This window comes from Caulobacter segnis ATCC 21756 (assembly GCF_000092285.1).
GTDB classification, from domain to species: Bacteria; Pseudomonadota; Alphaproteobacteria; order Caulobacterales; family Caulobacteraceae; genus Caulobacter; species Caulobacter segnis.
Map to the genome: position 1 here is coordinate 3,811,641 of NC_014100.1, position 14,087 is coordinate 3,825,727.

Below are 14,087 nucleotides of genomic sequence, written 5' to 3' on the forward strand. Positions count from 1 at the left end.
CAGGCTGAACCCACGCGCTCTATTGTCGCATCCTCCACGCGCAGGCCGCGCCCCGGGAGACGCGCAACCCCAAGCGCCACAAGCCTTTGCGACTTCGGCGCGGACCAGCGGCGCGCGGAAAGCGCGCATGCGGCAAGAGCGCCGATCAAGCTTGGATTTTCGACTTAAAGCATTTTTACCATGTCTTGCTCGCCGCTCGGCGGGCGACATGACCGACGGGTCGGGCGCCGGCGCGGCGAGGTCGCCCTCGACCGCGCCAAGGATTCGCCTCGCCTTAGACGATCCCGATCAGGGCGTCGAAGCCCGAGACATCGTTCAGCGCCACCGCGGCGCCGACTTGGTGCACGGCCAGCGTATCGGCGAAGACATAGAAGTCGTCTCCCACCTGCACCCCGACATATACGAGAGCCGCCTTGGCGGTGAACGCGGCGTTGGCCGCGGCCAGGGCGCTGTCGAACGTGGCCGCGCTGGGCAGCAGCTGGTAGTTCGTGATGGTGGCCGCCGTCAGGCCCTGGAAGTCCAGAGAGTCCTCGCCATCGAAGTCGAGGATGTGGTCCGGCGCGGACGGCAGCGAGTCCGAGGCTCCGAACACGAAGACGTCGGCGCCCGAGCCGCCCGAGAGGGTGTCCGCGCCCGCGCCGCCGGTCAGGGTGTCATCGCCCGCGCCGCCGATCAGGATGTCCTTGCCCACGCCGCCCACCAGGACGTCGGCGCCGGCGCCGCCATCGAGCGTATCGTCGCCGCGGCCGCCGGTCAGGGTGTCGGCGCCCGCGCCGCCCGTCAGGGTGTCATTTCCAGAACCGCCGTCGAGCGTGTCGTTGCCCGCGCCGCCGATCAGGATGTCGGCGCCCGAACCGCCCTGCAGCGTGTCGGCGCCCGCACCGCCGTCCAGCGTGTCGTCGCCGTCGCCCCCGATCAGGGTGTCTGCGCCGTCGCCGCCTTCCAGGCTGTCGTCTCCGCCCGCGCCGTCCAGGGTGTCGTCACCCACGCCGCCGACCAGGTGGTCGTTGGCGTCGCCGCCGGTCAGGATGTCGTCGCCCGCGCCGCCGAACGCCGCGATGACGTGGCTGGCCTGCGCGGCGGTCGGCTCGAAGAAGTCGTCGGCGACGCCGCCGACGAACAGATGCGAGCCGTCCGAGAACTTGATCCGGTCGGCGGTCGCGGCCGCCGGCAGGCCGAAGTTCACGCCCGCCTGCGGGAAGGACACCGACCGCGACCCCAGAGTCAGCTGGTAGGAGCCATAGCCATTCGATTGCGGGAAGAAGTCGATCACGACATCCGTCGCCGAGCCCGAGGTGAAGACCAGGGTGTCGTAGCTCAGGATATTGAAGCGTTTCGCCTCGGCGGCCGTAATCTTGGAGAAGGTGTAGGTCGCCATGGTCTGCCTCCCGGCCGCGAAAATGTCAGCGGTCATCGGTCGATAGTGCGTGACGAGGCGATCGTCGAGCCCCGGGCTCGGGCAATTTGTCGCATGGCGCGGTTTGTTCGCAAAATAACGCCGCCAACATCCCCAATCCGGGTAGCCGGGGAGACTGCGAACAGCTTCACCGTTTCAGTACAGCCAAGTAGACGCTCCGAGACGAAATCTGCGCAGATCTCGACCGCGGCGGGAGCGCCGGCTCGGCCGGCCCCGGCGCGAACGCCGAGGCCGGCCTTGCAGGCCATAGAGGTGTCGGAGTCGGGCGGGCGCCCGACCCTCTGCGCTCTAGAAGTTGGCCTTCACGCCCAGGTACATGTACCGGCCGCGGTTGTCGTAGATGCCGCTGCCTTCGCCCGCGCCCGTCAGGCGGTACGGCGGCAGGCGATCGAAGACATTCTCCATGCCGCCATAGACGGTGTAGTTGCCGTTGATCGCGTATTCGGCCGTCAGGTCATGATACATGACGTCCGGATAGTAGTTGATCGTCGCGAAGTCGGCGTTCTGCGGCGGGCGGCCGCCGACCGACTTGATGTTCTCGATCACGTCCACCGACATCTTGCCGATGTAGCGGCCCTGATAGCCGACGGTCAGCTTATCCTTGCGCCATTGCGCCGAGATGTTGAACGCCCAGCGCGGATCGCCCAGCTCGTACAGGATCTGGTCCGGACGGTTCGGGTCGTCGATGAACGGATAGTTGTCGCGCTGGACCACGTAGGTCACCGTGCCACGCAGGTTCACCGTCCCGCTGTCTTGCGGCAGGTCGAAGCGATAGTTGATGTCGCTGTCGACGCCCCGCGCGCGACGCTTGGCGAAGTTCAGCGAGGTGTCCTGCAGGCTGCCCGGCACGAAGAACTTCGTGGTCGGATCACGCTGGAACAGGGCGCAGAAGGCGTTGTCCAGGTTGGCGGCGTCGTAGCAGTTGTTCAGGACCTGCTGCGGAGCCACCGACGAGATCACGTTGGCCAGCTTGATGTCGTAGTAGTCGACCGAGACGGTCAGGCCCGGGACGAAGCGCGGCTGCAGAACAGCCCCGATCGTCCAGGACTTGGCGGTCTCTTCGCCCAGCCGGGGGTTGCCCGCGCTGGTGATCTCGGTCGTCGCCGCCCGCGCCTCGTCGTTGATGAAGCCGACCGGGATGCCGGCGGCGGCGCAGTTGGCCGCCCGCGTCGCCGTGCCCGAACCGATGTTGGCCACGTCGCAGGGGTCGCTGACGCTGGCGAAGTTCTGGCTGGGGGCCGAGTACAGTTCGGCCAGCAGCGGCGCGCGGACCGACTTGGAGTAGTTGGCCCGGAAGCGAACGTCGCGGATCGGCGCGTAGATGACGCCGGCGTTGTAGGCCAGGACCTTGCCGGTGGCGCCGCTGTAGTCCGCGCCGCGCACCGCGCCGTTGACCGACAGTTCTTCGGCCCAGGGCAGGTTGGCCAGGACCGGCACGCGGATTTCGGCGAAGGCTTCCTTCACGCTGAACGCCGGCGGATCGAAGATCGGGATGGCGTTCAGGAAGGTGCCGCCGCGGCGGACCAGTTCGTCATATTCCTCGCGCGCGGTTTCGCGGCGGTATTCGGCGCCGGCGGCCAGGCCGATGGGGCCGGCCGGCAGGCTGAACCAGGGGCTGGTGTCGCCCGAGATCGAGCCGCTGAACACGGCTTGCGTCTGCTTGCCGTCCGAGCGCGAGGTCGTGTTGACATAGGCCTTGGCGGCTTCGCTGGGCGCGCCCTCACCGAAGGGGTTCAGCGGCACGCAGGCGGCGACGTCGCCGGCCACGTACGACGCCAGGTCGGGCGCGTAGGGCACGCGAGCGGTGGGGTCGACCGTCACGCGGCAGACGATCTGGCCGGTCGGCGAGCGGACCGCGTCCAGGGCGTAGGCGTAGCGCTGCTCGACGCGGTTGTTGCGCGACAGGGTGCGCTTCTTGAACTCGCCGTAGGTCGCCGAGACGTCGTAGCGCCAGGCGTCGCCGATGTCGCCCTCGGCGCCGAGCACGGCGCGATAGGTTTCACGACGGATCGACTCCTCGCGCACGCCCAGGTCGAGGTTGTTGCGGTTCAGGCGGAACGTGGTGGCGCCGGCCGGCAGACGGGCGGCGATGAAGGCGCGCGTCTCGGCCGAGAGGAAGGGGTTGTCCAGGCTGATCTGGTCGCCGCTGTTCAGCAGCAGCGGCTGGTCGAACGAGGGGCTGGACTGCTGGAAGACCTTGTTGCGGACGTACTTGGCCTCGACGTAGGGACGGAAGGCGCGGTTAACGTCGAAGTGGCCGATCAGGTTCACGGCCAGGCGCTCGGTCTGGGGCTGGAGCTGACCGTAGCGGCGCAGGGTCGAACCGTCGCCGCCGGCCGAGCTGTTGGCCAGCGGACGGAAGTCCTGGCCGTAGTCGGCCTCGCGCAGCGTGCCGTCCTGCTGGAAGCGGAACAGGCGGGCGCGGCCGTCGGGGCGGCAGGTCAGCGGGTTGCCGGCCGTGCACGAGGGCTGGAACGTGCCGCCTTCCGACAGCAGCAGGCTGTGGATGTCCGAGACGAAGATGCGGTCGGGAATCCCGTCCGAACCGTTCGGCGAGCCGGCCGGATCGGAATCGACGATCACGAAGCCGCCGCGCTCGCGGAATTGGCGACGGTCGCTGAAGTAGATGTCTTCCTGCTTGGCGTACTCGACCGACAGGGCCACGTTGCCGCGGTCCTCGGCGAAGTTGCGGCCGGCGGTGCCGCTGACGAACCAGGCATTGCCGTCGCCGCGGCTGCTGATGCCGTCCTGGGCGCGCAGCTGCAGGCCTTCGAAATTACGCTTCAGCACGAAGTTGACGACGCCGCCGATGGCGTCCGAACCGTAGATGGCCGAGTTGCCGCCGGTGACCACGTCGATGCGGTCGATCAGGTCGGTCGGGATGGTGTTGGTGTCGACCTCGTTGGAGCCTTCCGACGACGACACGTGGCGACGGCCGTTGACCAGGACCAGGGTCCGCGTGGTGCCGAGGCCACGCAGGTCGAGGAAGTTCAGACCGGCCGTGCCGATGAAGCGGGTCGAATTGGACGACGAGAACGTCGAACGGATCGAGGGCAGCTCGTTCAGGATGTCGCCGACCGACACGATGCCGGTGTTCTGGACCTGGGCGGCGCTGATGCTGGTCACCGGCACGTTCGATTGCAGGTTCGGCGTACGGATGCGCGAGCCCGTGACGACCACCTGCTCGACCGTCGCGGCGTCCTGCTCAGGCGCCGGAGCCGTGGTCTGAGCCGTCGAGGCCGTGGCCAGCGCGCACGCCAAGGCGGCCGCGCCGGAGAACAAAATATGGCGATAAGACATGTCCAACCTTCACCCGAAACGGGATTTTACTCTTCGGGCGGCGAACATAGAGGACGGCGACCAGTAGCCAAGATCAACTGTTTCACAAAGTTGCAACGTGGCAAAAGGCACACACCTTTTGATATCATCGTTATTCACAAATAGTAGAGATCATCGTTTTTTGAAATCGGCGTATGCCGAGCTTCATCTCAAATCCTGACTATTTAATCAGGTGTCGGCCGAACCGATCAGGCGCGTGAAACAACGCGACGGAACACGCCGTATACTCAGAGAACGATGATCAACCGCGCACTCACATGGTCGCGCTAGAGCGCTCACGCGACGGGCGTGAACGCTCTGGGCCGATGGTCGGAGCTACATGGGCGTATTGGGCGCGGCCCCGGCGGCCTCGGGGCCGTCTTTCGACGGGCTTAGGACACCATCCCCGCCAGCCGGCCGCGGATCAGCGCCTCGGCCTCGGAGACGATGCGGTCGACCAGCTCGCGCACGGTCGGCACGTCGTGGATCAGGCCCTGGACCATGCCGGCGGTCCAGACGCCGTGGTCGACATCGCCGCTCTCAAGGCCTTCCCGGCCCCGCGCGCCCTTCACCAGGTCGGCGACGTCCTCGAACTTGGCCCCGCCGGCCCGCTCGATGGCGACGACCTGCTGGCTGATGGCGTTGCGGGCCACCCGTGCGGTGTTGTGCAGGGTGCGGAAGATGAGGTCCGTGGCGCGCTCGTCGTTCTCGACCATGGCCCGCTTGAAGTTCTCGTGGATCGGCGCTTCGACCGTGGCGCAGAAGCGGGTGCCCATGTTGACCCCGTCTGCGCCCAGCGCGAGGGCCGCCACAAGGCCGCGTGCGTCGCCGAAGCCGCCCGAGGCGATCATCGGGATCTTCACCTTGTCGGCGGCGATCGGGATCAGGATCAGGCCCGGGATGTCGTCCTCGCCCGGATGGCCGGCGCACTCGAAGCCGTCGATGCTGATCGCGTCGACGCCCATCCGCTCGGCCGAGAGGGCGTGGCGGACGGCGGTGCACTTGTGGATCACCTTCACGCCGTGGGCCTTGAAGTGGTCGACGTGCTCCTGCGGCTTGTAGCCGGCGGTCTCGACGACCTTGATCCCGCTCTCGATGATCGCGGCGCGATACTCGGCGTAGGGCGGCGGCGTCATGGCCGGCAGGATGGTCAGGTTCACCCCGAACGGCTTGTCGGTCATCTCGCGGGTGCGGGCGATCTCTTTCGCGAGAGCCTCCGGCGTCGGCTGGGTCAGGGCCGTCAGGAAGCCCAGCGCCCCGGCGTTGGCCACGGCCCCGACCAGCTCGGCCTTGCCGACCCACTGCATGCCGCCCTGGGCGATCGGGTGCTCGACGCCGAACAGCTCGGTGAAACGGGTCTTGATGGCCATGGCGCGGCGCCTCCCTCTGATTTTGAGGGGACTATGAAGAGGCGGCCCTTAGGTCAGGCAAGAGGCTGATCCTCCCCCGCGATGCGGGGGAGGTGGCCCAGAGGGCCGGAGGGGGCTAGCTGGACGAATGCCGCGCTTGCCCCCTCAGTCACTCCGTGACAGCTCCCCCGCATCACGGGGGAGCATCTAACGAAGCCGCCGATACATCTCCAGCGCGTCGGCGCGGCGGGCGGTGTGGTCCAGCAAGCAGGCGTTGGCCTCGATGCGCGCCAGCGTCCCCCAGTCCGGGTCGTAGACGCTGGCGCAATCGGCGTCGCGATAGGCGATCCAGGCCCGCTGGGCCTTCTTCAACGCGGCGCGCTGGCGCGGCTGGTCCAGGCGCTTCATGGCGTCCTGGTAGGCGCGGTTCAGGCGCGCGTCCTGGACCTTCAGCTCGGCGGCCGCGCACTGGATCATGCCGATCGTGCTCTGGCCCTCGGGCGAGGCCAGGCAGCGGTCATAGGCCGGCGAATATTTCGGCTCGGCCGCCTGGCCCACGACGGGCGCGGCCAGGATGGAAAGACACAGCAGGATGGGGGCGAAACGCATGAGAAACTCCGGCTTGGTCCCCCGACCCGACGTGATCGCCTACTGCAGGCCCGCGCGGCCGATCGCGTAGAAGCGGTCGGAGCGCTGCTTGCGAAGCTGCTCGGCGCTCATGTGCGCCATGGCCTTCAGCTCTTCCTCGACGGCGTCGCCGACCGCCTGGATGGCCACTTCCGAGTTCGAGTGCGCGCCGCCGGCCGGCTCGTCGACAATGCGGTCGACGATGCCCAGCTTGATCAGGTCCTGGGCGGTGATGCGCATGTTCGTCGCCGCGTCCTTGGCCCGGGCGCCGTCGCGCCACAGGATCGAGGCCGCGCCTTCCGGCGAAATCACCGAATAGATCGAATGCTCGAGGATCAGCACGCGGTTGGCGCCCGCCAGGGCGATCGCGCCGCCCGAGCCGCCCTCGCCCACGATCGTGGCGACCATCGGCACACCCAGCGTCAGGCAGCGCTCGGTCGAGCGCGCGATGGCCTCGGCCTGACCGCGCTCCTCGGCACCAAGGCCCGGATAGGCGCCGGCGGTGTCGACGAAGGTGATGACCGGCAGCGAGAAGCGCTCGGCCATGTCCATCAGCCGGACGGCCTTACGATACCCTTCCGGGCGGGCCATGCCGAAGTTGTGCTTCAGGCGCGTGGTGGTGTCGTGGCCCTTCTCGTGGCCCATGACCACGACCGGCTGGCCGCGGAAGCGGCCGAGGCCCCCGACAATGGCCTGGTCGTCGGCGAACTTGCGGTCGCCGCGCAGCTCGACGAACTCGTCGATCAGGCCTGCGACATAATCGCGCAGGTGAGGCCGCTGCGGGTGCCGCGCGACCATGGTCTTCTGCCAGGCGTCGAGGTTGGCGTAGGCCTCCTTGCGGAGCTCCTGGGCCCGATCGCGCAGGGCCTGGATTTCGAGATCGAACGCGCCCGGCCCAGCGGTCTCGGAGAGCTTGGACAGCTCTTCGATCTTGCTTTCCAGGTCAGCGATCGGGCGCTCGAAATCGAGATAATGGGCGGCCATGGACTCTCAAACGTCGCCGTGAATGAAAGGGTGCGAACCTAGTGGCGGAATCCTCCGAGGGAAAGAGGCGAGATTCCGTCGGGGAACCGCCCCGAATCCGCCGGGTTTTATCCACAGCATCAATCAACAGGTGAGTCTCGATTCAAGACTCTCCTGATCTGGTGAATCGCGACATAGAGTCCTATGTTGTTTTCCAGCGAGCCGCGAAAGCCGGTTCGCGCCCACCGCGGCCCCCGCCATCGAATATGCGCGGTCCCGCCTGATGAGAGCGCACAGTTCCCATGCAGGTGTTCACCTTCTTCTGTGTCGAGTCCGACGGCTCGGTCCCCCGTTTCGACGTCACGCCCTGCGCGGACGATCAGGCCGCGCGCGCCCGCGCCTTCGAGCTGCTGGATATGCACCGCCGCTGCGACTTCGTGGAAGTGTGGCGCGGTTCTCAGCGCGCCTTCGACGTTTCCGGCCAACAGCAAGCGGCCGCCTGAATTCATCGAGCGATGAATTATTGCGTCGCCTGGTGAGCGGCGCTAGGCTGTTTTTCCGGATGGGGCCTCTTTAGACGCCCGCTTTCCGGAAGGCCGCTTCATGGACGCTCAAGTCCGCGACGTCAAAGTCGGCCCAGGGCCGCTCGTTCCTCCCGTTCCCAAGGTTCACCCCCGTCCGCTGGGCGGCTCCCCCCTCGACGACCTGCGCATCGCGTGGGAAATGAGCCGAAACCTGATCGGGGCCTGGTGCGAAGAGGACTTCGACAACCTCGTCACGCCTTATCATTTCATGGGCCAGCCTGGGCTGGTCGTCAGCGATCCCGCCGGCGTGCGTCAGGTGCTGGCCTCGCCGAACTTCCGCCGCCCGCTCAAGCTGGGCCGGCCGCTGAAGCCTCTGGCCGGCGAGGGCCTGCTGCTCTCCGAGGGCGAGACCTGGAAGCGCCAGCGCAAGAGCCTGGCGCCCGCCTTCACGCCGGCGGCCATCGGCGGCCTGCTGCCCCACTTCGTCGCCGCGGGCGCCAGCCTGACCGAAGGCCTGGCGAACCAGACCAAGGCCAACCTGTCCGAGGCTTTCCACCACGGCACGCTGGACGCGGTGCTGCGCGCCCTCTTCTCGCGCCGCGCCGACCGGGACGGCGCGGTCCTGGCGCAGATCGCCCGGCGCTATCTGGAAGGCCCGGCGCACTTTCGCCTGCTGGACTTCATCGGCCGAGGGCGGGATGACCTGACCTTCGCGGACGGCGACCGGCGGCGGCTGGGCGGCCGCTGGCTGGCCGAGGTCGACGCGCTGATCGCCCAGCGGCGGGCCGCGCCGGCGGCCGATGACCGGCCCGGTGATCTCCTGGACCGCCTGCTGACCGCGCGCGACGAGGACGGCGGCCCCCTGCCCGACCAGGAGATCCGCGACCAGTGCAGCTCGATGCTGGCGGCGGGTTTCGAGACCACCTCGCGCCTGCTGTTCTGGGCGACCTATCTGCTGGCCCGGGATCCCGAGACCCAGGATCGCGTCCGGGCCGAGATCCTGGCCTTCCCGGTCGAGCGCGTGAACGGCCTCGACGACCTCAAGGCCTGGCCGCTGCTACGATCGGTGCTGTTCGAGACCCTGCGCCTGTATCCCACCGCCCCGACCTTCGGCCGCCAGGCCCTGGCCGACGAAACGGTGCTGGGCCACAAGGTCCCGGCTGGAGCCATGGTCACCATCAGTCCGTGGCTGATCCATCGCCACCGCAAGCTTTGGGACGCGCCGGCCGTCTTCCGACCCGAGCGCTTTCTGGACCAGCCGCATCCGTGGGGGATCGAGGCCTTCCTGCCGTTCGGCGGCGGGCCCCGCGTCTGCATCGGCGCCGGCTTCGCCCTGGCCGAGGCCCAGATCATCCTGGCGACCGTGCTGGCGCGCTTGGAGATCGCCCTGGCCGACGACCGCCCGGTGATCCCCGTCGCCTCGATCACCCTGGGTCCCGACCGCGAGCCGGATTTTCTCCTCACGCCGATCGTCCAAGCGCGGGCGTGAGCGGAGTGCTAGGAAGCGTCCGCTAGCGCCCCTTTCCGAGGAAAGCCATGACCGAAGATCTCCGCACCCGCCCGTTCGCCACCGCCACCGACAGCGGCCACGGCGGCTTGCAAACCTTCGTGACGGCGGGACCTTCGACCATCGTCGCCGACATCGCGGTGGCCCAGGGCGGCCTCGACCTGGGCCCCGATCCGCACGAGCTGGTCGCCGCGGGCCTGGCGGCCTGCACCAGCATGACCCTGCGCCTCTACGCCAACCGCAAGGGCTGGACGATCAGCCACATGCACGTCGAGGTCTTCTCGCACTTCGACAAGGACCAGACCCCGCACGAGCGCTTCGAGCGGGTGATCACCATCGAGGGCGACCTGAACGACGAGCAGCTGGAGCGCCTGTTCGAAATCGCCGACCGCTGCCCGATCCACCAGCTGCTGACGAATGGCGCCCGGGTGGTGACAACGGTGGGCGGGAATTAGGGACCAGTTCCTCCCCCGCGATGCGGGGGAGGTGGCCCGGAGGGCCGGAGGGGGCCAGTTCGGCCGCCACGGTGCTCGCCCCCTCAGTCGCCCCGCGACAGCTCCCCCGCATCGCGGGGGAGCATCTAGAAATCACAACCCGTACAGCCCCGCATACTCCGCGTCCTTCGCCGCGATCTGCTTGGCGCAATCCACCATCACCTTGGCCTGCTTCCAGGTGGCGTCGTCCTGCATCTTGCCGTCGATCATCGCCACGCCGGTTCCGTCGGGCATGGCCTCGAGGATCTTCTTGGCGAAGGCGACCTCGGCCGGGTCGGGGCTGAAGACCCGCTTGGCGATCTCGATTTGGCTGGGGTGCAGGCTCCAGGCGCCGGCGCAACCCATCAGGAAGGCGTTGCGGAACTGCTGCTCGCAGGCGACCGGGTCGTCGATCGCGCCGAACGGGCCGTAGAACGGCTTGATGCCGTGGGCGGCGCAGGCGTCGACCATCTTGGCGAAGGTGTAGTGCCAGAGGTCCTGCTGCACCGAGACTCGCGCCGAGCCGTCGGCGTGCGGATCCTCGATCACCCGATAGCCCGGATGACCACCGCCCACGCGCGTCGTCTTCATCGCCCGGCTGGCGGCGAGGTCGGCGGGGCCCAGGCTGATCCCCTGCATGCGCGGGCTGGCCGCGGCGATCGCCTCGACGTTCATCACGCCCTCGGCCGTCTCCAGGATCGCGTGCAGCAGGATCGGCCGGGTGACGCCGTGCTTGGCCTCCAGCGAGGCCAGCAGTTGGTCCATGTAGAAGATGTCCCACGGCCCCTCGACCTTTGGGACCATGATCACGTCGATCTTGTCGCCGGCCTTCTCGACGATGGTGGCGACCTCATCCAGGTGCCAGGGCGAGTTCAGGCAGTTGATCCGCGTCCAGAAGCCGACGCCCAGCGCCTTGAAGTCGACCTCCCGCGATAGGGCGACCAATCCGGCCAGCGCCGCGCCCTTCGCGTCGGCGGGAATGGCGTCCTCCAGATTGGCCAGGATGACGTCGACCGTCGGGGCGATCTCGGGGACCTTGGCGCGCACCTTGTCCAGGTGCGGCGGCACGAAGTGGATCATCCGCTCCACGCGAGCGGGCAGCTCGCGATAGGGCGTCGGCGCGCCGATGGCCAAGGGTTTGAAAAAGCCGCGCGGCGTCTTCATGCCGGTCACTCCCCGTTCTGTCGCCGCCATCTTGAGCGGTCATTTCGCAATTGCGAGAAGATTGCGGCGGCGCGGCATGGAGGTCAAGGCTGACGCGTGGGTCAGGCCTTCGCGGGCGGCGGCTTGGGGGCCTCTTCGGGATCCTCGCGCTCGAGATCGGCGGCGGCGTCGTTGCTGGAGCCCGACTTGGCGGCCTTGGCCTTGCGACGACGGGCGGCGGGCTCGAGGCGCAGGCTGGTGAGCGCGTCCTCGCCCTCCTCGCCGAACAGGCCGCGCAGGCGGATGTCGCGCTGGGGATAGGGGATCTCGATCCCCGCGCCGCGCAGGGCGTCATCGATCAGCCAGGTATAGGCCGCGTGAATGGCGGCCGGACGGCGCACCGCCTCGATGGTAGGCCAGACGATCAGCTCGAACTTCAGGGCGCTCTCGCCGAACCCCACCAGCCAGACCTGCGCGCGGCGCGTCGGGTCGTCGGGCGAGGTGAAGGGGGCGGATTTCGCGGCCTTGAGGACGGCGTCACGCACCTTGTCCTTGTCGACGCCCAAAGCGGTGTTGAACGGCACCCGGATGCGGCGGTTGGTGCCGCGCAGGGTCCAGTTGATCACCTGATCGTTCACCAGCACCGAGTTCGGCACGATGATGTCGGTGCTGTCGTTGGTGCGAATACGGGTGGCGCGCGCGCCGATCGCGTGGACCACGCCGCGCCCGCCATTGGGCAGCTCCACGAAGTCGCCCACCGCCACCAGGCGCTCGAACACCAGGCTGACGCCCGAGGCGAAGTCCTTGATCACGCCTTGCAGGCCAAGACCGACCCCGACGCCCACGGCGCCGGCGAACACGGTCAGCGAGGTCAGGTCGACGCCCATGGTCGACAGGCCGACCACCACGCCGATGATCACCAGGCCGTAGGTCGCCACCTTCTCGACGACATAGAGCGAGGCCGCGTCGCCGGCCGCCCGCTCGCGCAGCCGTCGCAGGCCCGCCGAGGTCAGCCGCGCGGCGACCATCGCCACGCCGACGATCAGCAGCCCGGCCGCCAATCCGCCGACCGTCACCGACGCCTTGCCCAGCTTGATCAGTTCGAAAGAATCGAGGGTGCGGAGCGGATTGCCGGCCATGGCGGGAGTGTGGGCTCAGGTTGCGGCGAGGGGCAAGCGCGACGTCAGCCCGGCGTGACCAGGCCCTGGAGGCCAACGATCATGGCGATCACGCCGAAGACGGCGAGCAGAAGACCTGGACCGCGCGCGGCGCTGTCGGGTAGCGCTCGGCCGATCCGCAGGCGCTCCCACAGAAGCAATACGCCGACGGCGATGCCCACGACCTCGAAGTGGAAGACGTGCAGGCCGCTGGTCAGATGGACGATCAGGAAATAGCCGCCGCAGACCAGGGCCGCGATGCCGACGATCCAGCGGAACGGCGCCAGCCGCCCCGCGAACCGCTCGAAATCATCGCCGATGCGCGGAGCCAGCACCAGCAGGCCGATCGCCAACAGGAAGCCGCCGAGGATGTTGCAGAGATCGAGGATGAGCGAGAGCATGGGCCATCAATGCCCAAGCTCCGCAGGTGTTCCCGGCCTCAGCGCCCCACCATCGCCAGCCCCGCCTTGGTGTATCGCTCGCCCTCGACGGCCGTCTCCGGCACGGCGGCGGCGATGCGGGCGAGGTCTTCGGCGGAGAGGGCCAGATCGACCGCGCCGAGGTTCTCCTCCAGCCGGGCGATCTTGGTGGTGCCCGGGATCGGGGCGATGGAGTCGCCCTGGTGCAGGATCCAGGCGAGCGCCAGCTGGGCCGGGGTCGCGCCCTTCTCGGCCGCGATCTGGGTCAGCGCCTCGACCAGCGACAGGTTCTTGGCCAGGGCCTCGCCCTGGAAGCGCGGCAGGTTGCGGCGGAAGTCGTTGTCGGCGAGCTCGGTCTTCATCGCGCCGGTCAGGAAGCCGCGGCCCAGCGGGCTGTAGGGCACGAGACCGATCCCCAGCTCGCGCAGGGTCGGCAGGACCTCGGCCTCCAGCTCACGGAACCACAACGAATACTCGCTCTGCAGGGCCGCGACGGGCTGGACGGCGTGGGCCTTGCGGATGGTCGCCGCGCCGGCTTCGGACAGGCCGAAGTGCTTGACCTTGCCCTCGGCGATCAGGTCCTTGACCGTCCCGGCCACGTCCTCGATCGGCACGTTCGGGTCGACGCGATGCTGATAGAAGAGGTCGATCACCTCGACGCCCAAGCGCTTCAGCGAGGCCTCGGCCACGGCGCGGATATGCTCGGGGCGGCTGTCGGTGCCGCGCATGCGCGAGAAGCCCTCGCCCGTCCCCTCCGGCGCGATGTCGAAGCCGAACTTGGTGGCGATCACGACCTTGTCGCGGAAGGGCTTGAGGCCCGCGCCGACCAGCACCTCGTTGGTGTAGGGGCCATAGACCTCGGCGGTGTCGAAGAAGGTCACGCCCAGCTCGACGGCGCGGGCCAGCAGCTTGTGGGCGTCGGCCGTCTCCAGCGCCGTGCCGTAGACCTGGCCCATCCCCATGCAGCCAAGACCGATGGCCGAGACCTCGAGGCCGTCGCCGAGTTTACGCGTCTTCATGGGATGCTCCTTCGTCTGGATGGGCCGGCGTCGCCGACGCTCGGCAGATGGGGTCGAGCCGCGCGCGACCTAGCCCCTCGCCCATCGATCCGTAGGATCAGGCAATCATCCCGGCGCGGGCGTCAATCAAGGCGACGCCTAATTTCCAAAGCCCTGTCGGAACGGACGTCG

General features: G+C 68.3%; 12 protein-coding genes. 3 read left to right on the top strand and 9 right to left on the bottom strand.

Going from position 1 to position 14,087, the window contains the following annotated elements:
* Positions 1–274: 274 nt before the first annotated feature.
* From CSEG_RS23590 to CSEG_RS17490, 5 genes are all read right to left on the bottom strand, one after another.
* Positions 275–1,378 (bottom strand): calcium-binding protein, encoded by a 1,104-nt coding sequence (locus CSEG_RS23590; protein ID WP_013080559.1) that lies wholly within the window; start codon positions 1,376–1,378, stop codon positions 275–277.
* Between the two features lie 327 nt (positions 1,379–1,705).
* On the bottom strand, positions 1,706–4,717 hold the full coding sequence (locus tag CSEG_RS17475; RefSeq protein ID WP_013080560.1) for a TonB-dependent receptor domain-containing protein: 3,012 nt from the start codon (positions 4,715–4,717) through the stop codon (positions 1,706–1,708).
* A 410-nt stretch (positions 4,718–5,127) separates the two neighbouring features.
* Positions 5,128–6,105, bottom strand: a complete 978-nt coding sequence (locus CSEG_RS17480; protein WP_013080561.1) for an NAD(P)H-dependent flavin oxidoreductase — start codon at positions 6,103–6,105, stop codon at positions 5,128–5,130.
* A gap of 186 nt (positions 6,106–6,291) precedes the next feature.
* Complete coding sequence (locus CSEG_RS17485) at positions 6,292–6,693, bottom strand: lysozyme inhibitor LprI family protein (protein ID WP_013080562.1); 402 nt, start codon at positions 6,691–6,693, stop codon at positions 6,292–6,294.
* Positions 6,694–6,732: 39 nt separating this feature from the next.
* Positions 6,733–7,695: an acetyl-CoA carboxylase carboxyltransferase subunit alpha gene (locus CSEG_RS17490; protein ID WP_013080563.1), complete on the bottom strand. Its 963-nt coding sequence runs from the start codon at positions 7,693–7,695 to the stop codon at positions 6,733–6,735.
* Positions 7,696–7,976: 281 nt separating this feature from the next.
* Between CSEG_RS17490 and CSEG_RS17495 the strand changes: the two genes are divergently transcribed.
* The 3 genes from CSEG_RS17495 (at position 7,977) to CSEG_RS17505 (ending at position 10,160) form a co-directional block, all read left to right on the top strand.
* Entirely contained in the window at positions 7,977–8,177 is a 201-nt protein-coding gene (locus CSEG_RS17495; RefSeq protein ID WP_013080564.1) for a hypothetical protein, read from the top strand.
* Between the two features lie 100 nt (positions 8,178–8,277).
* Positions 8,278–9,687: a cytochrome P450 gene (locus tag CSEG_RS17500; protein WP_013080565.1), complete on the top strand. Its 1,410-nt coding sequence runs from the start codon at positions 8,278–8,280 to the stop codon at positions 9,685–9,687.
* A gap of 47 nt (positions 9,688–9,734) precedes the next feature.
* Positions 9,735–10,160 (top strand): OsmC family protein, encoded by a 426-nt coding sequence (locus CSEG_RS17505; RefSeq protein WP_013080566.1) that lies wholly within the window; start codon positions 9,735–9,737, stop codon positions 10,158–10,160.
* 132 nt (positions 10,161–10,292) lie between these two features.
* Here the strand turns inward: CSEG_RS17505 and CSEG_RS17510 are convergent, their stop codons facing one another.
* The 4 genes from CSEG_RS17510 to CSEG_RS17525 all read right to left on the bottom strand — a co-directional run bounded on the left by CSEG_RS17510 (position 10,293) and on the right by CSEG_RS17525 (position 13,916).
* Positions 10,293–11,351, bottom strand: a complete 1,059-nt coding sequence (locus CSEG_RS17510) for an HpcH/HpaI aldolase/citrate lyase family protein (protein WP_083778420.1) — start codon at positions 11,349–11,351, stop codon at positions 10,293–10,295.
* Positions 11,352–11,443: 92 nt separating this feature from the next.
* The gene (locus tag CSEG_RS17515; protein ID WP_013080568.1) at positions 11,444–12,460 is read right to left on the bottom strand and encodes a mechanosensitive ion channel family protein; all 1,017 of its coding nucleotides are present in this window, start codon (positions 12,458–12,460) and stop codon (positions 11,444–11,446) included.
* A gap of 44 nt (positions 12,461–12,504) precedes the next feature.
* A complete protein-coding gene (locus tag CSEG_RS17520; protein ID WP_013080569.1) occupies positions 12,505–12,879 on the bottom strand; it encodes a hypothetical protein in 375 nt (124 codons plus the stop codon).
* A gap of 38 nt (positions 12,880–12,917) precedes the next feature.
* Complete coding sequence (locus CSEG_RS17525; RefSeq protein ID WP_013080570.1) at positions 12,918–13,916, bottom strand: aldo/keto reductase; 999 nt, start codon at positions 13,914–13,916, stop codon at positions 12,918–12,920.
* Between the last annotated feature and the right edge of the window lie 171 nt (positions 13,917–14,087).

Excerpts from the sequence above, each read along its gene's own strand:
- CSEG_RS17475 (WP_013080560.1), bottom strand. The coding sequence starts at position 4,717 with ATGTCTTATCGCCATATTTTGTTCTCCGGCGCGGCCGCCTTGGCGTGC.
- CSEG_RS17495 (WP_013080564.1), top strand. The coding sequence starts at position 7,977 with ATGCAGGTGTTCACCTTCTTCTGTGTCGAGTCCGACGGCTCGGTCCCC.
- CSEG_RS17515 (WP_013080568.1), bottom strand. The coding sequence starts at position 12,460 with ATGGCCGGCAATCCGCTCCGCACCCTCGATTCTTTCGAACTGATCAAG.
- CSEG_RS17505 (WP_013080566.1), top strand. The coding sequence starts at position 9,735 with ATGACCGAAGATCTCCGCACCCGCCCGTTCGCCACCGCCACCGACAGC.
- CSEG_RS17490 (WP_013080563.1), bottom strand. The coding sequence starts at position 7,695 with ATGGCCGCCCATTATCTCGATTTCGAGCGCCCGATCGCTGACCTGGAA.
- CSEG_RS17520 (WP_013080569.1), bottom strand. The coding sequence starts at position 12,879 with ATGCTCTCGCTCATCCTCGATCTCTGCAACATCCTCGGCGGCTTCCTG.
- CSEG_RS23590 (WP_013080559.1), bottom strand. The coding sequence starts at position 1,378 with ATGGCGACCTACACCTTCTCCAAGATTACGGCCGCCGAGGCGAAACGC.
- CSEG_RS17500 (WP_013080565.1), top strand. The coding sequence starts at position 8,278 with ATGGACGCTCAAGTCCGCGACGTCAAAGTCGGCCCAGGGCCGCTCGTT.
- CSEG_RS17525 (WP_013080570.1), bottom strand. The coding sequence starts at position 13,916 with ATGAAGACGCGTAAACTCGGCGACGGCCTCGAGGTCTCGGCCATCGGT.
- CSEG_RS17480 (WP_013080561.1), bottom strand. The coding sequence starts at position 6,105 with ATGGCCATCAAGACCCGTTTCACCGAGCTGTTCGGCGTCGAGCACCCG.
- CSEG_RS17485 (WP_013080562.1), bottom strand. The coding sequence starts at position 6,693 with ATGCGTTTCGCCCCCATCCTGCTGTGTCTTTCCATCCTGGCCGCGCCC.